Source organism: Paraniabella ginsengisoli, assembly GCF_022513635.1.
GTDB lineage: Bacteria > Bacteroidota > Bacteroidia > Chitinophagales > Chitinophagaceae > Niabella > Niabella ginsengisoli.
This window is the reverse complement of the sequence record NZ_JAKWBL010000001.1, coordinates 1,971,519-1,995,270: the sequence shown is the minus strand read 5'-3', so window position 1 is coordinate 1,995,270 and position 23,752 is coordinate 1,971,519. Positions and strand designations below refer to the sequence as shown.

At 36.9% G+C, this 23,752-nt stretch carries 25 protein-coding genes and 1 pseudogene; 11 read left to right on the top strand and 15 right to left on the bottom strand.

Features of this window, described 5'->3' with window-relative positions; genetic code table 11:
* Positions 1-101: 101 nt before the first annotated feature.
* From MKP09_RS10750 to MKP09_RS10730, 6 genes are all read right to left on the bottom strand, one after another.
* Complete coding sequence (locus MKP09_RS10750) at positions 102-986, bottom strand: SPFH domain-containing protein (protein ID WP_240828584.1); 885 nt, start codon at positions 984-986, stop codon at positions 102-104.
* Between the two features lie 252 nt (positions 987-1,238).
* A complete protein-coding gene (locus tag MKP09_RS10745; RefSeq protein ID WP_240828567.1) occupies positions 1,239-1,736 on the bottom strand; it encodes a GNAT family N-acetyltransferase in 498 nt (165 codons plus the stop codon).
* Positions 1,737-1,745: 9 nt separating this feature from the next.
* Positions 1,746-2,039 carry a HigA family addiction module antitoxin gene (locus MKP09_RS10740; protein WP_240828561.1) on the bottom strand — a complete coding sequence of 98 codons (294 nt, stop codon included), beginning with the start codon at positions 2,037-2,039 and terminating at the stop codon, positions 1,746-1,748.
* Positions 2,040-2,351: 312 nt separating this feature from the next.
* Complete coding sequence (locus tag MKP09_RS10735) at positions 2,352-2,633, bottom strand: type II toxin-antitoxin system RelE/ParE family toxin (protein ID WP_240828559.1); 282 nt, start codon at positions 2,631-2,633, stop codon at positions 2,352-2,354.
* Between the two features lie 102 nt (positions 2,634-2,735).
* The gene (locus tag MKP09_RS28645) at positions 2,736-2,951 is read right to left on the bottom strand and encodes a hypothetical protein (RefSeq protein ID WP_262915207.1); all 216 of its coding nucleotides are present in this window, start codon (positions 2,949-2,951) and stop codon (positions 2,736-2,738) included.
* Positions 2,930-3,967 carry an NADP-dependent isocitrate dehydrogenase gene (locus tag MKP09_RS10730; RefSeq protein ID WP_262915206.1) on the bottom strand — a complete coding sequence of 346 codons (1,038 nt, stop codon included), beginning with the start codon at positions 3,965-3,967 and terminating at the stop codon, positions 2,930-2,932. The genes MKP09_RS28645 and MKP09_RS10730 overlap by 22 nt, the downstream gene beginning before the upstream one ends.
* A gap of 269 nt (positions 3,968-4,236) precedes the next feature.
* Here MKP09_RS10730 and MKP09_RS10725 point away from each other — a divergent pair, with 269 nt between their 5' ends.
* Entirely contained in the window at positions 4,237-4,689 is a 453-nt protein-coding gene (locus MKP09_RS10725) for a Crp/Fnr family transcriptional regulator (RefSeq protein WP_240828552.1), read from the top strand.
* Here the strand turns inward: MKP09_RS10725 and MKP09_RS28055 are convergent.
* A pseudogene (locus MKP09_RS28055) lies at positions 4,686-6,494 on the bottom strand (Nramp family divalent metal transporter); the annotation flags it as partial. The gene MKP09_RS10725 and the pseudogene MKP09_RS28055 sit on opposite strands and share 4 nt — an antisense overlap.
* Positions 6,495-6,804: 310 nt before the next feature.
* Between MKP09_RS28055 and MKP09_RS10710 the strand changes: the two are divergent.
* Positions 6,805-7,680 (top strand): hypothetical protein, encoded by an 876-nt coding sequence (locus MKP09_RS10710; protein ID WP_240828550.1) that lies wholly within the window; start codon positions 6,805-6,807, stop codon positions 7,678-7,680.
* Here MKP09_RS10710 and MKP09_RS10705 read toward each other — a convergent pair.
* From MKP09_RS10705 to MKP09_RS10690, 4 genes are all read right to left on the bottom strand, one after another.
* Positions 7,675-8,670 (bottom strand): DUF6807 domain-containing protein, encoded by a 996-nt coding sequence (locus tag MKP09_RS10705; RefSeq protein WP_240828548.1) that lies wholly within the window; start codon positions 8,668-8,670, stop codon positions 7,675-7,677. The genes MKP09_RS10710 and MKP09_RS10705 overlap by 6 nt on opposite strands.
* A gap of 151 nt (positions 8,671-8,821) precedes the next feature.
* Complete coding sequence (gene secF / locus MKP09_RS10700) at positions 8,822-9,367, bottom strand: protein translocase subunit SecF (protein WP_240828545.1); 546 nt, start codon at positions 9,365-9,367, stop codon at positions 8,822-8,824.
* Positions 9,368-9,384: 17 nt separating this feature from the next.
* Positions 9,385-10,752, bottom strand: a complete 1,368-nt coding sequence (gene secD, locus MKP09_RS10695) for a protein translocase subunit SecD (protein WP_240828541.1) — start codon at positions 10,750-10,752, stop codon at positions 9,385-9,387.
* A gap of 5 nt (positions 10,753-10,757) precedes the next feature.
* Positions 10,758-11,642: a preprotein translocase subunit SecD gene (locus MKP09_RS10690; RefSeq protein ID WP_240828539.1), complete on the bottom strand. Its 885-nt coding sequence runs from the start codon at positions 11,640-11,642 to the stop codon at positions 10,758-10,760.
* Positions 11,643-12,225: 583 nt separating this feature from the next.
* Between MKP09_RS10690 and MKP09_RS25915 the strand changes: the two genes are divergently transcribed.
* The 3 genes from MKP09_RS25915 (at position 12,226) to MKP09_RS10680 (ending at position 15,458) form a co-directional block, all read left to right on the top strand.
* Complete coding sequence (locus MKP09_RS25915; protein WP_262915204.1) at positions 12,226-12,465, top strand: hypothetical protein; 240 nt, start codon at positions 12,226-12,228, stop codon at positions 12,463-12,465.
* Positions 12,432-13,415 (top strand): pyridoxal phosphate-dependent aminotransferase, encoded by a 984-nt coding sequence (locus tag MKP09_RS10685; RefSeq protein ID WP_262915203.1) that lies wholly within the window; start codon positions 12,432-12,434, stop codon positions 13,413-13,415. The genes MKP09_RS25915 and MKP09_RS10685 overlap by 34 nt, the downstream gene beginning before the upstream one ends.
* A gap of 264 nt (positions 13,416-13,679) precedes the next feature.
* Positions 13,680-15,458: a tetratricopeptide repeat-containing sensor histidine kinase gene (locus tag MKP09_RS10680; protein WP_240829463.1), complete on the top strand. Its 1,779-nt coding sequence runs from the start codon at positions 13,680-13,682 to the stop codon at positions 15,456-15,458.
* Between the two features lie 5 nt (positions 15,459-15,463).
* On the opposite strand, the gene MKP09_RS28050 is transcribed toward MKP09_RS10680, so the two are convergent.
* From MKP09_RS28050 to MKP09_RS25905, 4 genes are read right to left on the bottom strand one after another with little or no spacing between them, the layout of a single operon-like run.
* Positions 15,464-15,637: a PH domain-containing protein gene (locus MKP09_RS28050; protein ID WP_394801052.1), complete on the bottom strand. Its 174-nt coding sequence runs from the start codon at positions 15,635-15,637 to the stop codon at positions 15,464-15,466.
* A 47-nt stretch (positions 15,638-15,684) separates the two neighbouring features.
* On the bottom strand, positions 15,685-15,873 hold the full coding sequence (locus MKP09_RS10675; RefSeq protein ID WP_240828531.1) for a hypothetical protein: 189 nt from the start codon (positions 15,871-15,873) through the stop codon (positions 15,685-15,687).
* 26 nt (positions 15,874-15,899) lie between these two features.
* Positions 15,900-16,190 (bottom strand): fructosamine kinase family protein, encoded by a 291-nt coding sequence (locus MKP09_RS25910; RefSeq protein WP_262915202.1) that lies wholly within the window; start codon positions 16,188-16,190, stop codon positions 15,900-15,902.
* A 29-nt stretch (positions 16,191-16,219) separates the two neighbouring features.
* On the bottom strand, positions 16,220-16,747 hold the full coding sequence (locus MKP09_RS25905; protein WP_262915201.1) for a fructosamine kinase family protein: 528 nt from the start codon (positions 16,745-16,747) through the stop codon (positions 16,220-16,222).
* A 174-nt stretch (positions 16,748-16,921) separates the two neighbouring features.
* Here MKP09_RS25905 and MKP09_RS10665 point away from each other — a divergent pair, with 174 nt between their 5' ends.
* The 6 genes from MKP09_RS10665 (at position 16,922) to MKP09_RS10640 (ending at position 23,740) form a co-directional block, all read left to right on the top strand.
* Complete coding sequence (locus MKP09_RS10665; protein ID WP_240828526.1) at positions 16,922-18,469, top strand: serine/threonine-protein kinase; 1,548 nt, start codon at positions 16,922-16,924, stop codon at positions 18,467-18,469.
* A gap of 147 nt (positions 18,470-18,616) precedes the next feature.
* Positions 18,617-19,474 (top strand): hypothetical protein, encoded by an 858-nt coding sequence (locus MKP09_RS10660; RefSeq protein WP_240828523.1) that lies wholly within the window; start codon positions 18,617-18,619, stop codon positions 19,472-19,474.
* Between the two features lie 76 nt (positions 19,475-19,550).
* Positions 19,551-19,916 (top strand): four helix bundle protein, encoded by a 366-nt coding sequence (locus MKP09_RS10655; protein ID WP_240828521.1) that lies wholly within the window; start codon positions 19,551-19,553, stop codon positions 19,914-19,916.
* 109 nt (positions 19,917-20,025) lie between these two features.
* The gene (locus tag MKP09_RS10650) at positions 20,026-20,859 is read left to right on the top strand and encodes a PP2C family protein-serine/threonine phosphatase (RefSeq protein ID WP_240828507.1); all 834 of its coding nucleotides are present in this window, start codon (positions 20,026-20,028) and stop codon (positions 20,857-20,859) included.
* A gap of 5 nt (positions 20,860-20,864) precedes the next feature.
* Complete coding sequence (locus MKP09_RS10645; protein ID WP_240828505.1) at positions 20,865-21,116, top strand: hypothetical protein; 252 nt, start codon at positions 20,865-20,867, stop codon at positions 21,114-21,116.
* A gap of 662 nt (positions 21,117-21,778) precedes the next feature.
* Complete coding sequence (locus MKP09_RS10640; protein ID WP_240828480.1) at positions 21,779-23,740, top strand: FtsW/RodA/SpoVE family cell cycle protein; 1,962 nt, start codon at positions 21,779-21,781, stop codon at positions 23,738-23,740.
* Positions 23,741-23,752: the final 12 nt, after the last annotated feature.

Sequence of the window (23,752 nt, the reverse complement as noted above, 5' to 3'; positions counted from 1 at the left end):
AATTATCAGTTTAATTTGATGACAGGCTTCGTTCTTTTCATTATTATTCGAAAGAATGTTTGCTCTTCTGATTTGTAAACTGTTTTTAAAAATTGCCGCTTCTAAATTACATCTCCCTTGCTCTTATCTCTTGGCAAAGGTAATACGCCAGACATTTCACTAATTACATTGATCAATTCGGAGCCAGACGGTATGACTATTTTGGCATTAGATTTTAATGAGTTTTCTACTGCTTCGAGCTTGCGAAGTAGCTGTGCATTTCCGGTAAAATATTCGTCTGCTGCTACATTTACCAGTTGAATAGCCTCGGCTTCACCTTCTGCTTCTAATACCAGTGCTCGTTTACGCCCTTCAGCTTCTTTAATTTTAGATCGCTTTACCCCATCAGCAACGGTTTCTGCGGCGGTTGCATAGTCAATAGCTGCTATTTTTTCATTTTCGGCTTTTACTACTTTGTTCATCGTTTCCTGTACATCAGGTGGCGGATCAATTTGCTTCAACTCGGTTCTTACAATTACAATACCCCAGCTTGATGTTTCGTTTTTGAGTGTGGTATGCAGTTCGGCATTTATTTTTCCACGTTCACTGTTGGCAGAACGCAGCGTTAGTGTGCCTATAATATTACGTAAAGTTGTACGCGCCAGGTTTACAATTTGTAGTTTGTAATCATTTACCTGATACAATGAATTTTTTACGTTCTCTTCGCCTTCTAATACTTTAAAATAAATTTGTGCGTCAACGCTTGCATTCAGATTATCGTTGGTAATTATTTCCTGAGGTTGGGCATCTACCATTTGCTCTGTAATATTGACCATATACATTTTATCGATAAAAGGTATGATCCAATGAAAGCCAGGTTGGGCAAAAGATTTGTATTTACCAAGTCTTTCTATTAAGCCCCGGCTTGTGGGACGGACAATTTTTATTCCCGAAAAAAGGATGAGTACAGTTATTGTAATTATAGCTGGAAGCAATAGGTCTTGCATGATTATATTATTTAAAGAGTATATTATTAAGTTAGCAGTTGTTTTAAGACGGTTGACAAAAAATGATTTCCTCCGGTTAGCAATCAGATTATGAAACAAGCATTGCCTGATTCAATCGTTATCTGCTACAAGATAAGCTATTTGTATGATTAGTGCGGCGTTAATATCTGGTCCCAAATGATGGATTATTGTGCGCTTAATTAATAAGCGTTGGCAGTTTTTGGCTTCTATTTGCCTTTATCTGGTTTGACATTATTTCAATTCCTTCTTCATCACATAGTCATTCATGAAAAAACCGTTTCCAATATCAATATTTTCCTCTTTCAAAATCGTATATCCGCATGCTTTATAAAAATGGAGTGATTTGTTATAACGATTTACATTTAAGGTCAGAAATGATGCACCATGCTCTTTAGCAAAATTCTCCACATAGCGAATCAATACTTTGCCCAAACCTTTTCCATGAAATTTTTGAGAGAGATAAATTTTATGTAAATGCCATGTATAATTGTCTTTAGCTTCAACTCCGGCATAACCTGAGTCAACCTCATCTATATTGATTATAAAAAAATGATAGCCGGTTTTATTAAAATCGTTGGTGAGCGCATTATTACTATAGAATAATTCAAGCATATATTCTATTTGTTGCGCAGATAAGATAGACGAATAGGTTTCGGGCCAAATGGACAGCGCTAGACTTTTAATAATGGGTAGATCAGTTATAAAAGCTTGTCTTATATAAATCTCCATGTTAATACTTTATGCTACTTCCATTTTTTTGATTGCTTTTATTTCAGCGCCCTTTAAAGAAATTTCTTCTTCAAGATCATAATCATCCTGCAACCCCAACCAGAATTTGGCTGAATTCCCAAAATAGCGACTTAGCCGCAAAGCTGTATCAGCCGTGATCCTTCTTTTGGCTTTTATTATTTGTGATAAACGGGTTTGAGGAATTTCAATATCCTTTGCAAGCTTGTACGCCGAAATATTTAGTGGTATCAAAAATTCCTCTGATAATACTTCTCCGGGGTGTATGTTTTTTAACCTTTCCATTTATAAAATTTATTGAAAGGTGAAAAGCGATTCACAACTACAAATTAAATCTTCAACATATATAGTTTGTCAAAGACCTAAGTTTAATTGAAAGTTGAAAGCAATTCACAACTATCTTTTTCTTAAATAATATCTCAATTTTATTGTTAAAAATCTTAATTTTTTGAAAATTGAATCAATTAATAACTAACAACTACAGAGTATATCTTGAACTATATAGTTGTCAAAGACCTAAATTAATTTAAAGTTGAAAGCAATTCACAACTATCGGATTGTTATTTCCGCATTCTGACCAGCTGTAAAAGACTTACTCTAATGATAATCCACAATCTTAACTTCAAACGCATTACCAGATTGCCATTTAAAGATAATACGCCACTGACTATTTATTCTTATACTGTAAAAATCCTTTAGTCGACCTGATAGTTTTTCCAGCCTGTTTGCTGGTGGAATTCTTAAATCAGCTAAGTCGAAAGAATTATTGATCATTCTTAACTTCCTTCTTCCAGCAACCTGAATTTCAATAGGTAATTTCCTCGCCCTTTCACCATTCCATATTTGTTCGGTTTCGGTACTGCCAAAAGAAATAATCATTACTTACGCGTTAAGTTACTAACGTCAAAGGTAAGCATTTTATATGAAATAAAAAAATGCACCAACTTCCATTGGTGCATTTACAAAATTAAAGGACAAATATTATCCTAACTTCTTTTTCAGATTCTCGTCGATTGCTTCTAGAAATTCTTCTGTGTACAAGTAATGATCACCATGATTTACTTTGTTGCCATGAATACAAACAGCAAGGTCTTTTGTCATTTTACCTTCTTCAACCGTTTCAATACAAACAGCTTCCAGCGCATTTGCAAAATCGATCAATGGTTGATTGCTATCTAATTTACCGCGGAAGGCCAAACCTCTTGTCCATGCAAAAATGCTGGCAATAGGGTTGGTGCTGGTCGGATTTCCTTTTGATGTTCGCGGTAGTGACGGGTAACGGTACCGTGTGCAGCTTCTGCTTCCATTGTTTTACCATCGGGAGTAACCAATACGGAAGTCATCAAACCTAAAGAACCGAAGCCTTGGGCTACCGTATCGCTTTGTACATCGCCATCATAGTTTTTACAAGCCCATACAAAATTTCCATTCCATTTTAAAGCACTTGCTACCATGTCATCAATCAAACGGTGCTCGTAAACTATGCCTGCTTCATCAAACTGCGCTTTAAATTCATTCTGATAAATGTCTTCAAAAATATCTTTAAAACGACCATCGTATTTTTTAAGAATGGTATTTTTTGTAGAAAGATATAAAGGCCACTTTTTGCTTAATGCCATATTGAAACAGCTGCGCGCAAAACCTTTGATACTTTCATCTGTGTTGTACATGCTCATCGCAACACCATCGCCTTTAAAGTTATACACTTCAAAAGTTTGCGCTTCACCACCATCTTCCGGAGTAAAGGTCATAGTTAATTTACCTTTTCCTTTTATAACAGTGTCTGTAGCGCGGTATTGATCGCCAAAAGCATGACGGCCAACAATGATTGGCGCAGACCAGTTGGTAACCAGGCGTGGGATATTTTTAATTACAATTGGCTCACGAAATACGGTACCATCCAAAATATTTCTAATTGTCCCGTTCGGGCTTTTCCACATTTGTTTCAGGTTGAATTCTGTTACACGGCCTTCATCCGGCGTAATAGTTGCGCACTTAATACCAACTCCATGTTCTTTAATGGCGTTAGCGGCGTCAATCGTTACCTGATCATTAGTTTCGTCGCGGTATTCAACACCCAGATCAAAATATTTAATATCAACATCTACATAAGGTAGAATTAATTTGTCTTTGATAAATTTCCAGATGATGCGTGTCATTTCATCGCCATCAAGCTCCACAACGGGATTAGCCACTTTAATTTTTTCCGCCATATATATTTTCGTTTAAGAATTTGTGATTCCGGCAAATCTACGTAGAAAAAGTGAATGGTCAATAGTCAATGGACGATGGACAATCGACATTTTCTACTAACTTTGAGTATGCCTATATCAGAAAACGTCGCCAACGAATTCGTAAAATTTTTACGACAGTTTGTACCGCTTACCGACACCGAGGTAAAAAAGATTTGCTCCCCATCATTAGTGTAAGGGAATTTTCGAAAAAGCAAATTATAACCGAGGCTGGCGAAATTGAAAACCATATGAATTTCATTAACAAAGGACTTATACGAAAATATTATAAGACCGGGGATGATGAACATATTGTACAGCTATCAATAGAAGGACATCTTATTAGTAGCCAGGAATCTTTTTATACAAGAACCCCATCAGAATATTATATTGAAGCGATAGAACCGAGCATCCTCATTTCAATAACATTTGAAAACCTGGAAAAATTTTTCGCCTCAAGCCATAATTTTGAGCGATTAGGAAGATTGGTTACAGTACATACGATGGTATTAAAAGACAAATGGCAAACCAGTCTCATTATGCAACAGCCGCGAGAAAGATTCCTGAATTTTATTGGCCATTATCCGGAAATCATTCAACGCGTTCCCCAAAAATATCTCGCTTCTTATCTGAATATAAAACCTGAAACGTTTAGTAGGTTTAAACATTTGTTAAGAACCAAAAGGTCTGTTCCGTTAGGTTAATGGTGTGTTTGCACTACAAAAACAGGTATACTAATTAGATGCCTGACATTGTTAATGGTTTCTCCATAAATCAGATCCTTTATGCCTTTGTGCCCATGTGCGCCAATCACTAAAAGTTCGGCCTTTGATTCATTAATAATTTTTGCAATGCTGTCAACAGTGTTTCCAAATCCAAGTCTGGCTTCAGCCTTATAACCTTTTTCCTGAAGTTGTCTTACATAATCATCTAAAAATGCTTTGTCGCTGATGGTTTCATTATCTACACTTTCTCCGTAATTCGCAACGGCAGCAACGCTTTCTGTAACATGTATCAGAAAGTAAACACAACCAGGAGTGCCTTGCGATAATGCATGATTAATTACTTTTTCATCAAGGCTTCCAAAATCTAAAGTAATAGCAATTTTGGTATAATTTCCAACAGGTGCTATTTCCAGTATTTTCGGTTTTTCATGTATATCTATTTTTTGTAAAGACTTGCTCTTTCTTAATGGAAAAACAGTTGTATAAAATAGCATAATGATGAAGCCTATTCCTCCCAGAATAATAAGTGCTTTCCAAAATAGATTATCAGATGTATTAAAGTAGTCGATCGCTTGTTCTAGAATTAAACGGGTATTTAGATAAACCAATATAACGGTGATAAGCCATGCTGAAACTTTTACCCACGGTTTAATTACAAATATTCCCATTGTTTTTTTGTCGCTTACGAAGTGGATAAGCGGTATAACTGCAAATCCTAATTGCATACTTAATACTACCTGACTAAAAATAAGCAGGCTGTCTACATCATCCTCCCCGTTGATCAATATCACCAGCGCAGCTGGTACAATAGCAATTAAACGGGTGATGAGGCGCCGTACAATAGGATTAATACGCAATCGAAGATATCCTTCCATTACAATTTGTCCGGCGAGTGTACCTGTTATTGTGCTGCTTTGCCCGGCTGCAATAAGAGCTACTGCAAATAGTTTAGCCGCAAAATTGCTACCCAAATGTTGGGGTAGCAATTCATAAGCCTGCTTAATTTCAGCTACATCCGATCGTCCGGTTTTATAAAACACAGCTGCAGCCAGTATTAGTATTGCCGCATTTACCAACAATGCCATGTTTAATGCAATGGCGCTATCAAGAAAATTGAGTTTCAGCGCCTTTCTGATACTTTTTTCGTCAGTATCAAATTTTCTGGTTTGTACCAATGCTGAATGCAGATAGAGATTGTGGGGCATTACCGTTGCACCGATGATACCGATAGCGATATATAATGCAGTATCATTTTCAATATGCGGTACTAAACCTGTAACAACTTCTGCGGGGTTGGGCTGTGCAACAATAATCTGAATAAGGAACGACATGCCAATAATAAAGATCAAGCCGATAATAAAGGCTTCGAGTTTTCGCATTCCTAAGCGTTGCAGCATAATCAATAGAAATGTGTCTAAAGATGTAATAAGTACTCCATATATAAGCGGCATACCTGTTAGTAACTGAAGACCGATAGCCATACCTAGTATTTCTGCAAGGTCTGTTGCTGCAATGGCAATTTCAGCAAGTATATAAAGCGCAAAATTTATTTTTTAGGATAGGTTTCCCGATTAGCCTGCGCAAGATCCCGGTTACGGACGATTCCCAGTCTGGCAGAAAGGCTTTGAAGTAATAGCGCCATAATATTACTCATTACCAGTACCCATAATAAGGAATAACCAAATTGGCTTCCTCCAGCCAGGTCGGTGGCCCAATTGCCGGGATCCATATAACCAACACTTACAAGATATGCAGGGCCAAAAAATGCAAGGATCCGACGCCATCGGGATTTATGAGGTAGGTTGGTATCAACCGATTTATGTACTTCGCTTAAAGATATTTCTGAATGATGCCTGGCCATTATTAGTTTTAGAATTCCATCAAAAAGGATAAGTTAGACAAACCTAACAATAATTTTTGAAATATAAAACTCCAACTTAAATTATTTTAAGGGTCATTGCTATCAGAAATGTATGGTATTATTAACGAACTATCGTTTATTTGTATTCTAATGTAATATTTATGGTATACAGGGTTTGTATGTTTGCTTTGGTTATTTTAGTGTTAGTTTCATGTGGGAAAAAGAAAAAAACAATGGCAGGGGAGGACGATGTGAACCTTCAGGAATTTGTAGATTTCTTTCCGGAAGTACAGTTGCCTTTCATGTATGCCGATAGCTCATTATATGCAAAAACGGACGACAGCCTGCTTATCAGCCCAGAAATATTTAATGAATTCACGCCGGATAGTATTTTAAAAACGAGTTTTAATAATGAAATACCTAAGCTTTATGCAATAGGTAAGTTTAAGGAAAAAGATGGCGCAACCTATTTATTGTCGAAGGCTGCAAGTGCAAAACATAAAATAATGTTTATTACTGCTTACAACGATAAGACTGAATTTTTAGCGGGCTTTCCTGCTATGAAAAGCAAGAAGGACAAAGGAACAACTACGTCTATAACCATTGATAAGCTTTATAATATCAACAAAAAAACCGTTAAAAAACTGTCGAACGATATTGAAATAAGCGGTGATGATGTTTATGTATTGAATAATGCCGTTAAGAAGTTTATGTTGATCATGACAGACTCGCTTGGTGATGATGCTGAGTTGATAAACCCCATTGATACGCTTAGTAAGGAATACAGATATGCTGGTGATTATGGTTCTGGTAACAGAAATATTATTTCCATAAGAGATAATGTTAAGTCGGGCCGCATCAGCTTTTTCATCCACCTTGAAGAGAAAAACTCTCAATGCAGCGGCGAATTGCGAGGTGAAGCGAACATTGTTTCTGATAACATTGTCGAATACAGACAGCCCGGAGATCCTTGTGTTTTACAATTCAAATTCGATAAAAGCGGTGTCACATTAAATGAAGTGGAAGGATGCGGATCGAGGATGGGCGCACTTGATTGTACTTTCAATGGCCGATACCCTAAAAGAAAAGTCACTAAGAAGTACTTATAAAATGGTCTTTTTAAAATCTTCTGATAGATTTGCTAATTCAGTTGTGTCTATATTTTTAGAAGAAATAATAATTCTATACCGAAATGTTACAGATTTTCCTGGCGATAATGTTAGGTTCAGTTCTTCCTTACCATTACTAAAAATTTTTCTACCAAGCGGATTTAATGCAAAAAGACCATAGCCACGCGCATGCCAATAAGTTGGGTAGCCGATATTAGATGGATGATCGAACATGGCAATAGTTATAGGCTTTCCATCTTTGCTTCCTTTAAGGGTTGCCCATGTAGCTTTGCTGCTCCAAACGCTGTCACCCATTATACCATTGCTATTTTGATACATCCCGCTTATTACATTTGGTGCAATCGGGTCTGTTTTAGTTGTATTTCCGTTTGCATCTATAAAGATGCCTGGTTCTTTTGATGGCATTTCAAGTTCTCTTGCCACACGAATAGCAAAAAATCCATCTTTAACATCTTTAAATACAACGGTGTTTTTTAGTGCCGACAAAGTAGTCGCCCGGTCTATAATGAAAATATCTCCCACTACTTTAAATGCATACGAGCTTTTCTCATTTAAAAAAACATCGCCACTTTCATTAACCCATTTTGCAGTGGCTGCGAGACTTGCAGTATTACCTGAGGCCCTGGTTTTTACTATCTTTTCATGCTTTACCGTGCCATATCTATTTTTCTTTTCAGCCGCTATTGCTGTGGAATTATTCCAAAAATCAATGCCATTTACCGATTCATAATTCATCCATATACCAACATGATGAGGATGATCAGTTCTGTCTCCTAAACGTGGATCAATTGGATAACCTCTTGTTACAGCAATACCATCAAGTGTATTTACCGGATATAAAAAGGGTTTTGCAATTGAATCGTAATAGCAATAAGAAGTAAGTAATTGTTTATTGTAAATGATGTCAGCCTTTTTTCGCCAGGTAAAAGCTTGATAGAAAAGCCACTTTGGGCATAAGAAATTAAACAACTTAATAAAAGACCGAGCGAAGTAATCGTATGCTTCATAACTAAAAATTGAATTGGCTTAGGGGATTAAGATACAACATATTTTATTCTTGCAGGAAAGGCCTCAGATTAAATAATAAAAAAAACCGGACACTAATGTATCCGGTTTTGTACTATAAAGTTGTGTTTTTATTTTTTGCTGGCTCTGTCTTTGGAGCGTGAAGATCAGTATGTGGCTTGCTTTTGCGGATACCACCTTTAAGATCAACAAGTACAGGAGCTGCTACGAATACCGTAGAATAAATACCGGTAATTACACCAATCAACATTGCGAATGCAAATCCTCTTGTAACTTCTCCACCGAAAATGAATAAGATCAAAATAGTTAAGAATACAGTTAACGTAGTCATGATCGTACGGCTTAATGTTTCGTTGATCGCTTTATTCACTAACGATTTCTGGTCAAGGTTGGGATGAAGTTTCATATCCTCACGTATCCTGTCAAAAATTACTACCGTGTCGTTCATAGAGAAACCAATCACCGTCAATATCGCTGCAATGAAGTGCTGGTCAATTTCAAGCGGGAATGGTACCCAGTTTCTAGCGAAAGAGAATACGATCAAAGTAACGAGAGTATCATGTACCAATGCGAAGATGGTACCCAAAGAGAACCTCCAGTCACGGAAACGAAGGAAGATATATAGGAAGATCGCAATCATAGCGAACAATGTAGCTTTTAATGCTCCTTTTTCAAGTCATCCGAAATAGTAGGCAATACTTTTTTAGATTCCTTTTTATGTACCGCATCAAATTGTTGGAAGCTTGTATTTGCTGGTAAGTATTTCTTTAATCCATCATATAATTTATGCTCAACAATGGAGTCTGCTACCTGCGTTTTAGGATCACGGATCAGGTAAGAAGTAGTAATATCAAGCCTGCTCTCGTCACCTACCGTTTTAATAATAGGGTTTTCATCTTCGAATGCAGTTTTTAAATCATTTCTGATTGCTTCAACATCTACCTTTTTACCAAATTCAATTTTATAACTGCGGCCACCATCAAATTCCACACCGTAGTCAAATCCATTAAATATAGTTGAGATGCCTAGCGCTATAATGATTATCGAAATAACGTAAGCTCTTTTTCTGAATTCGATGAACTTGAAATTAGATTTTCGTTCAATGGTGTTGGCTATCTTGCTGAAATAATTAAGATGCCTCTTTTTAGTAGTGAACCAATCACTCACCCAACGGCTTACGAGTATACCACAGAATAATGAAAGCAGAAGACCTATTATTTGTGTAGTTGCAAATCCACGCACTGGACCTAATCCAAAATAGAAAAGAATGCAAGCCGTTAATAATGTTGTTACGTGCCCATCAAGAACGGGAGACAATGAATGCTTGTAACCATCATTAATAGCGGGGATATATCCTTTGCCTTTGCGAAGTTCTTCTTTTATTCTTTCATAAATAATTACATTGGTATCAACAGCCATACCAATTGTTAATACTAAACCGGCAATACCAGGAGCGGTTAGTGTAAAACCAAAACCCGCAAGTACACCAATAGTAAATAGTAAGTTTAATATTAAAGCAATATTGGCAATCCATCCGGCAGTATTATAGTAAATGATCATTAAGATAAATATTACTATAAACGATATGATGAAAGACCACATACCGCCTTGTAAAGCTGCAGCACCAAGTGTTGGCCCAACTGTTGTATCTGAAACGATTTTAGCAGGAGCGGGGAGTTTACCAATTTTTAGGATATTAGAAAGATCACTTGCTTCTTCCTGAGAGAAATTTCCAGAGATCCTTGAGCTACCGCCCTCGATTGCTTCGTCTACATTTGGAGCCGAATAGACAATATTATCTACAACAATCGCGATAGGTCTATTTACGTTGGCTCTTGTCAGGTCAGCCCATATTTTTGCTCCGGCCGGATTCATTGTTAAGCTTACATTGGTTTTTCCGGTTTGGTCAAAATCATAACCAGCATCGGTAACCATTTCCCCACCCAGCTTAGCGGTTTCGCGTCCATAAGTTTTAATTGCATGTAATTCAACAGCCGGGGATTTCTTTTCGGGGATACTAAACATCCAAACTAAGTCAGCCGGAAATTGTTTTTTACTTCTGGCGATTCTAATATTTCACGAACTTTAGCAGTATCTTTTATCATTACATAGCCAATACCATTAATCCGTCCCTGAGCAGCAAGACTAAAATCTATCCATCCCATCAAGTGTTTCTTAGCTTCTGCTTCTTGGCCATTAGCCGTAGTATTTGCTTTAGGAGCTTCCTTAGTTGCTAGTTGTTTCAACTGGTCCTGAAGATTACCTGTGTCAGCTTTCGCAGTTTCTGCTGTTTTGGCGGAATCTGGCTGACTCGATGCCGTTGCGGTTGTATCTTTATTTTCAGTAGAATCGGTTATATCTTTCTTACTGTTCTTACCAAAAAATACATCATCTGCAGATTGAATATTTTGTCCGATTTCATTTAATGTGTAGACTTCCCAAAACTGTAGATTAGCGCTGGCTTGTAAATTTTTTCTTACACGTTCTTTATCCTGAACTCCAGGAAGTTCAACAGAAATGATTTGCTTTTCCGGATCGGGATTAATACCCGGTTGGGCAACTCCAAATTTATCAATACGTGTGGTGATCAGTTTAGCGGTATTATCAAAAGCAACTTTTGCCTGATCGTTTAAAAAGCTAATTACTTTGCTGTCGCTATCTGTAGCTTTTATACCACTATTATTTGCATTAGCAAAAAGAGCAGCCAAACGGCCATTAGGTACAAGTTTCTTGTATTCTTCAACAAAAAGCTTAACAAAATTATCGTCGCTCGTTCCTTTACGATTATCTGCGTTTGCAATTGCCTTTAAAAAGTTAGGATCTTTTGAATTATTGGCTAATGTTTTTATAACACCGCTCATTTCAACTTCAAGCGTCACATTCATACCGCCCTGAAGATCCAAACCAAGATTCAATTCTTCGTTTTTAGCTTTTTGATAGCTGATGGGACCGGTAAAGCCATAAGTTACAGTTTCATCTTTTGTACTGTCTTTTAATCGCGCTAACCTAGCCTCGTAGGCCTCATTAAGCCACTCCTGGTAAACCTGCTGCGAATCTTTATTTGCAGGATACTTTGCCGTTGCGGCAGGATAGTTTTTGCTACGTAATTTTGGGCTTGCTTCTCAAGCTCCTTTTCATGATTACGAACAAACCAGGTAAACGATAATTGATAGAGAGAATAAATGATAAGCAAAATCGTAAAAAAACGAACCAGGCCTTTGAGTTGCATACGAGTTTAATATTTAATTCACTTAGTTTGGTAAAGGTTTCCTGGCATAATAAATCGCCAAAAAACCTTCTCCGGTTTTTTTTAAAGGCTGCAAAGATAAGGTTTCACTTGATTTAAAGTAGACAAGTTAACAAGTTGATGGATTTAACATTGAAAAATCATCAAAAAAATCAGATAAATGTAAAATCCCTTCTAACAATTCTGCATTTACAGTAATCAACCATTACCTTTGCGTGATTTTTTTAACTAATCAGAAAATAACTCTTAAAATGCAATTATCATCTCTTTTAGAGCGCTTTGCAGAGCCGGAAACACTAAAAATGGCCAAACTGGGGCGCGAACTAAGGGCAAAAGGTGTTGATGTTATTGACCTTAGCCTGGGCGAACCCGATTTTGATACTCCGGAACATATTAAACAGGCAGCCATAAAGGCTATAAATGATAACTGGAGCCATTATACGCCTGTACCAGGTTTTTGGATCTGCGTGAAGCGGTTTGCACCAAATTGAAAAGAGATAATAATCTTGATTATGCGCCGGAGCAAATTGTGGTTTCCACTGGAGCCAAGCAAAGCCTTGCAAATATTCTTTTGGCTTTGGTTGATGAAGGAGACGAAGTAATTATCCCAACACCATATTGGGTTACTTATTCTGAACTTGTGAAAATTGCGCGTGGTAAAGTTGTAGAAATAAGAACGAGTGTAGACAAAGGTTTTAAAGCAACGGCTGAAGAGGTTGAAGCAGCTATAACTCCTAACACAAAGGCGTTTTTATTTTCTTCTCCTTGTAACCCTTCGGGGGCAGTTTATAGTAAAGAAGAATTAGCTGCTTTGGTGGAAGTATTTAAAAAACATCCGCAAGTAACAATCATCTCTGATGAGATTTACGAATATATCAACTATGTAGGCGAGCATGAAAGTATCGCTCAGTTTGAAGAAATCAAAGATCAGGTAGTAATTGTAAATGGATTAAGTAAAGGTTTTGCAATGACTGGCTGGCGTATTGGCTACACGGCATCAACAGTGTCCATCGCAAAAGGTATGGAAAAATTACAAGGTCAGTTTACAAGCGGCACTTGTTCCATCGCCCAAAAAGCAGGCGTAGCGGCGCTTACGACAGATTTAAAACCAACCGAGGAAATGGCTGAAGAGTTCACGCGTAGAAAAAAACGTGTATTGGAGTTGGTAAACGAAATACCAGGAATTGTATGCTCAGAGCCGGACGGCGCATTTTATATCTTTCCTGACATGAGCTCTTATTATGGAAAATCAGATGGAGAAATTTTCATAAAAGACTCTGCTGATTTGTGTATGTATATTTTAAATACAGCTCATGTATCTTCAGTAATGGGTGCTGCTTTTGGAGAACCCAATTGTGTGAGGTTTTCTTTCGCAAACAGCTTACCAAATATCGAAAAGGGCTGGGCCAGAATTAAAGAGGTACTATCCAAATTAAAATAAGATTGTATTAAAATACTTATTAAAAGACTCTCATTATCGGGAGTCTTTTTTCGTTTACACAATATTATTCAAGGATATAGTAAAATAAATAATAAATTTGTTTGGTGCAAATGGCTAACCTTGAAAAAAGGATTCAAATTGAAACTATGTCATGAGCTTTTACACTAAACCGAAAAGAACCTTCTTAACTACAAGCCTAATTGTATTAACGCTATTTCTATATATATGCTCCAATGCTCAAAAAGAAAGGTCGCAATTCTGTTGATGCCTGATAACAAAGTTAAGGTTGACTCTATATTAAGCTATGTTGAAAAGAATTGGCAGGATGTGTCTCGAGGAGCCATGTATGAAGAGGCGTTCAGGCTGGTAGACCGGCTTAAATACAAAGAAGTAGAGCCGCTGCTTTATAATTCTTATGGCTTCTTCAAAAGAGAATTGTCGGAGTATAATGAATCGATAGGGCTGCATATAAAAGCATTGGAACTGGCAAAAAAGCAAGATAATATTCATGAGGAAATAAAAGCATACAACAATCTTGGTGTAGCATATCGAAGGATGGATGATTACAATAATGCTTTGGATTATCTAATGAGTGGCTTAAAACTTTCTGAGAAAACCGGTGATGATTACAGTGTCACCATCGCATTAAATAGCATTGGTAATATACATCTTGCCCAAGGTAACTACAGAGCAGCTATCGATTATTTTCAACAATGTATGCCTATTGCCATAAAGGCTAAAAATGAGCGTGGGATTGCCATCAATCTGCAAAACATGGGCGAATGTTACGATCGATTAAGCATTGAAGATTCGGCAAAAATTTATTATAACAAGGCATTACAATATAATCAAAGACGAAAAGATAATAAGGGTATTGCTATTTGTTACAATAGTCTGGGAAATCTGCTTCAGAAAAAAGGTAGGCTAAAAGAAGCTTTGTCACTTTATGAAAAGGCGCTACCCATTAATATTAAAATAGGAGATAAAATTTTTATAGCGAATAGTTATAATAACATTGCAGGTGCGCATCTGCAAAACCGGGATTATTTGATGGCTAAACAAATGTATGATAGTAGCCTGCAAATTTCTACAGCTATTGGCTCTGTTGCAGAAGCAAAAAATGCTTATCAGGGTTTGATGAAAACTGCCGAAGCGCAAAATCAATTCCAGCAAGCCTATACTTTTAGCAATTTATATAAATCGCTTTCTGATAGCATAATTAATATAAAAAACGCACAATCGTTAAGAGGAAAGGAAGTAGCATACCATCAGGATAAAATTGCACTTTTAGAAAAAGACGATAGGAACAAGACGATTATAATGGTTGGAAGTTTGATCTTGTTTTGCCTTCTACTTATATCAGGTATATTATACTATTTAAGAAACCGGCTTTTAGAAAGAAACCGATCACTTCAGCGCGAGTTAGAAATAAGATCTCAAATAGCATCAGACTTACACGACGATATGGGTTCATCTTTAAGCAGCATACATATATTTAGTGAATTACTGAGGCGCAAAAATGGTAACGACTCACAAGACCTGTTAACTAAAATTGAAGCAAATGCCAAAGATACTTTAGAAGCTTTGGATGATATTATTTGGCTGGTGAAGCCAAGTAATGATAAATTCAGCAACCTGAGTATGCATATCAGGGAGTTTTCAATTCCTTTGTTTGAATCGAAAGATATTTGTTTCGATATTGATTTTCCCGATGCAATATCAGAAGCACCACTCCCGATGGAAACAAGAAGAAATATTTTTCTGATCATCAAAGAATCAGTCAATAATCTGGTAAAATATGCAGAATGCACAGAGGCATCCATTAAAGCTTCTTATGATGGCAGCGATTTGTGTTTTATAATAAAAGATAACGGAAAAGGGTTTGATCCTGCAAAACTCACCAATAGAAACGGGCTTAAGAATTTAAAAGCACGGGCTTCACAAATCAATGCAGAGATCCAAATAAACGCCGCTCCCGGAAAAGGGACTGAAATTATTCTGATCGTACGGGCGAAGGAATTAACTGTTTTGCATGCTGTCTAACATATCTATTCTATAAATTGAATATCCGGATTTATTCTTTTTAAGTGAGTCATAAATGCCTGTTGCTGGCTTGGTGCAATGATTACACAATCGTGTTCATTATATTCTATAATCAGCCGATTAATAGAAAAACCGGGACCGCTTAACATGTTTTTTCTTTTCCGGGTTACCTTCCTGATTGATTCAATATCTACCGATTCGCTAAAAAGAAAACCACTTTTAATGGTTAATCTTTTTCAAATACTGTATAATGGGTAGTATAAAATATATACAACACCACAGCGCAAAATACAACTGCAATAGAAAATAGTGCCAGGCTCTTTTCAACTAATGCCATTACCAGCATCACCACCAAAACAACAGCAAACAATAGTTTAATAAGAAGGCTGGCTTTTGTTTTATAAACTATCATCATAAGACAAATAATATTTCTAAGTTACATCAAAACCGGCTTATAGTATTTCTTACGTTATGCACGTAATGTCCACCAAATAATACCGCATGAACTAGTAAAGGATATAGCTGTGTGTAGATAATCCGTTTTTGCCAGCCTGATTCTAATGGAAAGATTTCATTATAACCGCTATAAAAATCAGGGGAAAAGCCGCCAAATAATTGGGTCATTCCTATATCCATTTCCCGGTGGCCAAAATAAACAGCAGGGTCAATAAGGCTGGCTTGTCCATCATTTGCTATAATATAATTCCCACCCCACAAATCTCCGTGCAACAATGAAGGTGGCTCATCCGGGAAAATGCCATTTAGTGAAGCGCAGTATTTTTCTGCTTCTTCAGCATCTTTTTTGAAAATGTATTTGCGTCCCTAAGTAGCTTAACCAATGGTAAAATTCTGCAATGTGTATAAAACGCTGCCCAATCTTCTTTAGGAGAATTTGTTTGAAGTAAGCTTCCTATATAATTATCTTCTTCAAATCCAAAATAATCTTGTGATACCTGATGCATCTTGGCAATACCAGCGCCTAATTTGAATTGAGTGTCAGTGCTTGGTATGCCTTTGTCTACCCATTCTAATAAAAGATATTGCAAATTATTTATTGTACCATGATCCAATACTTTCGGTATTGGAAACTGTGTGTGTTGTCGGAGTGTTTCAAGTCCGTTTGCTTCTTTTAAAAACATATCCGGGTACTGCTTAGCAATGTTGATTTTAAGAAAGAACTTAGCTTTAGTTGTATGAAGGCAATATGTTTCGTTAATGTCGCCGCCATGCACTTTTTCTACATGACTGACATCAAGGTTCAATTGTTTAAAAAGATGATTTAACTTCATCCCGATGTTATTTTACCGAACCTAGCCTGCTGTTCACCGGTTTTTATATTTTTTAAGAAAATATGGCGGTGGTTCTTTTACTTTTAACGGTTACTAAATGCAAACATGTGTATTAAAAATAGCTGATAGAACGCGAAATTGATAATATATTTATGATAATATAAGGTTGATGGAATGGAGAATACAAGCATAAACGGATATGTGTTAAAATATAAGTTGGGCGATGGTGGCATGGCTGAGGTATGGTATGCTGAAAATTACCTTCAAAAACCGGCAGCTATTAAGGTATTGCTTAAAAAGTTCTGTGATGACCCGGAGATCGTATCCCGGTTTCAGAATGAAGCCAGACTAATGGTTCACCTAAACCATCACGCCATTCGTAACATACAGGATTATGGTGCTTTAGATGATCGTCCTTGTATGATCATGGAATATCTGGAAGGACAGGATCTTCATAAAAGAATGAAGAATGGAGAAACCTTTAGCAATGAACAACTCGCTGAGTGGTGGAATGATCTTGTTGATGCCCTTCAGTACACACATCGAAAAGACATCATACATCGTGATATTAAGCCTGCCAATCTATTTGTTACCGAAACAGGAAAAATAAAATTACTTGATTTTGGTGTGGCCAAACTCAAAGATAATATCACCGTTACCCAAACAGGTTCCAGGATGGGTACATTGATGTACATGAGTCCCGAACAGGTTTACGACGTCAAGAATCTTACTAATAAAACTGATGCTTATTCATTGGCCGTAACCTTTTATCATTTGGTAACGGGTAAGCCTCCATACGACAGTTCTAAAATTTCCGATTTTGAAATACAAGAGAGTATTGTAAGAAAGAATATTGATGTCACATCTTTAGTACAGCCATGGCGAGATCTATTACCAGGATATTTTAATAAGAATGCTGAGCAACGCAGCGAATTACATAAAATTAATGATACAAGTGCTGATATTATTGGTGATACAATTTATGTTAATCCGGTTGCGCCTGTTGAAAAATATAGCCCGGTTGCGAACGAAGCAAATCCGGAAACGAAATATCAATACCCGCCTAAGCGTCAAGGTCGCAGTGCATTTTATATTTTATTTCCTGTAGCGATTATTTTAGGGCTTATTGCTTTTGCCTTAAATAAAGATAAGATAGCCGGATATCTGAAGAATAATGAAAGACAAACAACCGCACCAAAGAAAAGGGAAACCACAACTCGGCCAAAAGAAGACAAGCCTGTATTCAAAGCAGAAATTGATACGTCTATTCCTCCACTACCTGATACAATAACAACCGATGGTGAAAATGGTAGCCTGGATCAGGTTGTTGTGAGTGTAGATATAAAACAAAGAGAAGAGGAAGCCAAACAGTTCATTAATAATTATTACAGAAGTCGTGGAAGTTGCACTAATCTGTCCGCTTTTTTTAATGATGTTGTAACGCAGTATTATAATAAATCTAATGTGCCTTTAGCTAATATCAGAAAGGAATGTGAATCATATCACGGAAAATGGCAATTTACTGAGGCCGATATCAGTAATGATTCTTATGTTTTTACACACAATCAGAACGGAAAACTATATATAGATTTTACAATGTTGTATAAAATAAAGCAAAATGAAACGGATGACTGGATTCCCTACAATATAGATGTAGCAATGGTTATAGATGAAAATAATAAGATAGAAAGAATAGTGGAAAGAAGGATTGAGAAGTTGTGACGAATTGAAATTTTGATAAGAATTGCAAAGTCCAAATACTAAAATCTAAATACTAATATCTAATATGCTAAGTAAGATAAAAAGTGGTTATTACCAGACGAAGAAGAAGAGGATAGAAGGCTCAGCAATCAGACGCTGGTTAATCAGGTGGTAGAATCATTTAAAGAAACGATAGAAAGAGAGTCTTTTAACAAACGCATGATGTACGATTGTAGTTATCTTATATTAATGCGTCCCGAAGATTATCATCACGCAGAGCTTCGATTGGCGGGGATTACAGAAGGTATTCTTGACGAGTTTTATGAACATATCAATGAAAGGAAAAGTCAGTATCCTCGTTATGATCCTATTGGCAGTTTCTGGGATTTTCAGTATTGCCCGGCGGAAAAAGGCGTTGATAATAACGACATAGAACCCGGATCTGTACAGGTTGTAAGTGCGCCTACTTCAGAAAAATCCTGGATGGAGTTATCGAGCGAGCAGATCAAAGTATCGGTAAGCAGCAAGCATTCCAAATACTCTAAGTATGATTTGAACCCTAATACATTTGCCAATATTGATATTTTATCTAAAGGGCATTTCAGGGTGAAGTTTAATAAAGAACTTTTTGCAACAGAACCTTCAACAACCAGCGGTTCAAACACCTCTGTCACCCCAAAGAAAGACAAATTGGCCACCATTCAATTTGTGATCAATAAGCAACGTTACAGCTTTCCCATGCGCGAAAAGCAGCTGAAAATAACGAAGGCTGTTGAAGGGCTTACAAGCACCACAACTTTGCTTTGCATAAATGAGCCCAGCGGAAGCCTGCAAAAAGAACATGTGATGATCAAATATGAAGAAGCAGCCCGTATGTTTTATGTGGCATTGTTTGCTGATGCTTTTGTAAACGAGCAAAAGCTGGAGCTGAGCAGAATGGGAGAAGCACCGGTGTGGCATCCGCTTAAAATTGAGTCCACTATTGTATGCGGTGTTTTTCAAATAGATTTTAAGGCGGAAGTTTAGTTGACAGTTGATAGATGACGGTAGACAGCTTAGTTGAATATTGAAGAGGTATTTAAAAATCTAACAAACTTGAGCTATGACAACGTATAAAAACTTGGAGTCGTGGAAAAAATCCATGTCCCTTGTAAAAGAAGTGTATTTGCTTACTAAGAAGTATCCGAAGGAAGAGTTGTATGCATTAACAAGTCAAACCAAACGGGCTGCAATATCGATTCCTGCTAATATTGCAGAAGGTATTGGAAGAAATTATAAAAAAGATACAATACAGTTTTTGCATATTTCAAGAGCATCCATGTATGAGCTTGAAACGCTTTTGAACATTGCCGTAATGGTTGATATTATGTCTGAAAAGGACTTTGAACTGTTGATACCAATGATAGATGAGTGTTTGAAGATTTTAAATGGGCTAATTACTTACTACGAGAAATCGAACATGAAGTAAATCGTCTGTCATCTGCAAACTATCAACTGTCAACTTTTAAGCATAAGCTTCAAATATTATTAATAGCATTTATCGTGTTGGTTTTTTATCTGCAAACAAAAACAAAAAAATGAGCAGAACAATTGTTTCGCACGTGCAGACGGACATTGGCCGCAAGCGTGATAACAACGAAGATAATTTTGTATGGCTTCAAAGTTTGTGGAGCAAATCTACAATAGCATTGGTGGGTGCAATCGACGGTGTTGGTGGCTATGATGGCGGAGAAGAAGCATCAGCTATTGCTAAAACTACTATCGAAAACTATTTGCAAAATTTCAGTTTTGGAGCGCCACTGCAACTTTTAAAAGAAGCTTTTATTAACGCTAATAATGCGATCAACCAAAAACGTTCCGAAGCGGATCTTCAGAGAATGAGTTGTGTGGCTTCATTGGCCATATTGGACGCAGAAAAAGAATTAATGTATGTGGCGCATGTAGGCGACAGCCGGGGTTATATATTCAGAAATGATGAGCTGATCAAAATAACAAAAGATCACTCTGCTGTTGGTTTTAAAGAAGATCGTGGTTTCTTAACAGAAGAAGAAGCTATGCATCATCCTAATCGAAATGAGATTAGCAAAATGCTTGGAGAATATATGATCGATGCCAATGACAGCGAAGGCTATTTCGATTTTTTTGAACATAGTTTTTTGCCAGGAGATATCGTACTGTTTTGTAGCGATGGGCTTACTGATCTTTTAAATAAACAAGGCATCAGCAATGTGCTTACGCAAAATATTTCTCTGAAAGAAAAAGTACAACTACTCATTGACGGCGCAAACGACCTGGGTGGAAAAGATAATATAACCGTAGCGCTTGCGGGCTATGTGTCGAAAGCTCCTGCAAAAAAAGAAGTTATAAGAAAACGATCGAAGTTCCTATCAACGAAGAAGAAGAACTATTAACTATTATGGATAAAAAACCTGCACGTAAAAAAAAACAGTGGTTGTGGTTAATCCCGGCAGTGTTCCTGGCGGGGTTCCTCGCAAATTGGGTGGGAACAAAAAACATCTTCCTCGGAAAAGAAAACCTCGTTGATACCATTTACATAAGGGACACGACTCCTTATTATGACAGTTTACGAAACAATGATTCGTTGATACAGGCTACTGACACGATCTTTAGCGATAGTGCAAGAAACAGAACAAACACAGGCTATTAAAAGTAAAAAATGAAGAATGGGTTTTTTGGGCTTGGCAATAAATATATGGCATCGGTATTGCCACGCTCGGTTCATCGTCCCGATTATATCTCAACCTACATTAACTACAACAAGTGAGTTATAAAGATTTTCATACTGAGCAGAGTATATTGGTTGATGATATGATAACGTTCCAGAGTTGCCGTCGTTCCGACCGAGCGGCAGAAAGCCGTGAGTGGAGGAATCTCCTTAACCACGTAGAGATTGCTCGACTTCACTTCGTTTCGCTCGCAATGATATTTTACTTTGTTTTTTATATAACCGACTGCTATATAAATGATGATGAATTTTAAAAACTTATGCAGAAGAAAAAGAAAATAGAATTATACTCCCGCAATATTGAGCGTTTGCTATTGGCGTTTATCACGGTTATTATCGCAGTGATGGCCTATGTTTTACACTCATATTAGTGACGATTTAGACGATGCAGATAAAGGATATGCAAATGGTAGCATCATCAATCTTTCAGCACCTTTGCAATCAGAATCAGTAAAAAAATACTAACAAAAGGCGGATATTTTACTGACGAAAACTATATCAACTTTATAACAAAAAGTATTAAACAAAATGTAGATGAACAAAAGCGGTTACCCAATCTTGGCGCACTAAATAAAGATCCTCTGTTGCTGGATGCAACGGCATTTTTACAAACAGGAAGCGAATCAGGGAAACTGCGATTCATAAATTCACTCGCTCATCTTGGTTCAGATTCTGCGTTGTACGAAGAGGAAAAAATATCCCCTCAAAAATATCCATCTGAAGTAGAAACAGGCTTGTCAGAAAACGGTGTACGTATTAAAGGGAATATCAGCTATAAAGATGATGAAGGAAATAAGGAAGGCGTATTGATTCGGCTAACACGTATTTTCCCTGACGCTTATTTCGACACGCTGCCTGCCAATGCTACTTCTATTGCCACAGAATTTTATACAAGAACGGATGAAGATGGAGATTATGAATTTGCCGATTTAGATCCGAAAGGAAATTATAGCGTGCAAGCTATAAAGCCCGGATTTAATTTTGGCCAGGCAAAAGGATTGGCTGAAATTGGCTCAAACCGCAATTTTGATTTTATTGGGAAACCTCACCAGTTAAGGATTCTAGACCGTGTTGAATATCGTCAAATTAAAAATGACAAAATCTTTACAGTTAGAACACCTGACGAGTTTCAAAAAGAATTTCTGACTTATATCGTATTGTTTGTACTTGGTTTTTGGATATTACATATTGCCCTTTATTTAAAAAACTATCGTAGCGATCAATTCATATTGCCACTGATTATGTTTATATCGGGCATTGGCACAATGGTTTTATATAGTGTTCAGGATCCGCTTCGTGATGAAATATATGGAACCGGAATGGCCAAATATGCCGCTATAGTATTATTCGCTTTTTCTGTACTGATCTTTATCTTCAAACAAAATCCTATTAACAGATTTTATCATTCAGGCTGGTTCGATCCGGTTTATAAACTGCTTCCCTTCACCAATAAATTGAAAGCTCCACGTGGCTACACCTGGTTGCTGGCATCCATTGGTTTGATGTTATTGCTGGCAATGTTTGGCACAGGCCCGGAAGGGAGTGGTGTAAAAGTTAATCTCTTTGGTTTGCAGGTAAGCGAACTTTCCAAATATTTAATGGTTGTTTTCTTTGCAACATTTTTTACTGCAAATGCAGGCTATTTCAGGAACATACCAGACAACCGCTGGTTAACGAAGAATAACCTGCTAATGTTTGCTTTATTTATTTTCTTGTTAACTATCTATGCTATGTTAGGCGATTTAGGCCCGGCAGTTGTACTTTGTTTAACTTTTTTATTTTTCTATGCTTTTGCCAAAGAAGAGTTTTTGGAAATGATCATTGCTGCAATTGTTTTTGCATTACTATTATTTATAACAGGAAAGTTTTTAAATACACCCGAAAATAATTATTTACCTTGGATCGCTCTTTTATCTTGTGTTTCAACCTTTGCTTATGCTTTTGTTAAAAAGAAATATGAGTCGGTATTTTTTATCATCATCATTATTTCATCGTTCATTTTATTTGCCACACTTCCTTTTAGTTTTACACAACGCCTTGCAGATAGAAACGGAATGTTTGACAATATGTGGGAAAACAAATTGGTGGGTGGCGATCAGGTGGCGCAGGGTGTGTGGTCGTTAAATACGGGTGGCATTATGGGGCAGGGGCTTGGCAATGGAATGGCAGATGTTATGCCTGCTCATCATACAGATATGATCTTGCAAAGTATTGGCGAAGAGTTGGGTCTTTTAACTTTGATCACTTTGTTCTTTGCATTTGGCTTATTAGTATATAGATGTATATTGGCTGCAAGACGAACAGGAAAGCCCTTTATGTTTTATGTAATGGCAGGTATAGCAATTGCTACAATGATACAGTTTATGCTGATCACAGCAGGTACACTTGGCCTGTTGCCACTTACTGGTATTTCTGTCCCCTTTTTAAGCAAAGGAAATGCTGGTATTATTTTCACAATGATCGCTTTTCTTTTTGTGTTGATTATGTCCAATGAGAAAGGCGATTCTATAGAAATGGAGTATGTAAAAAACATTTTGACAACGTAAATACATACGCCA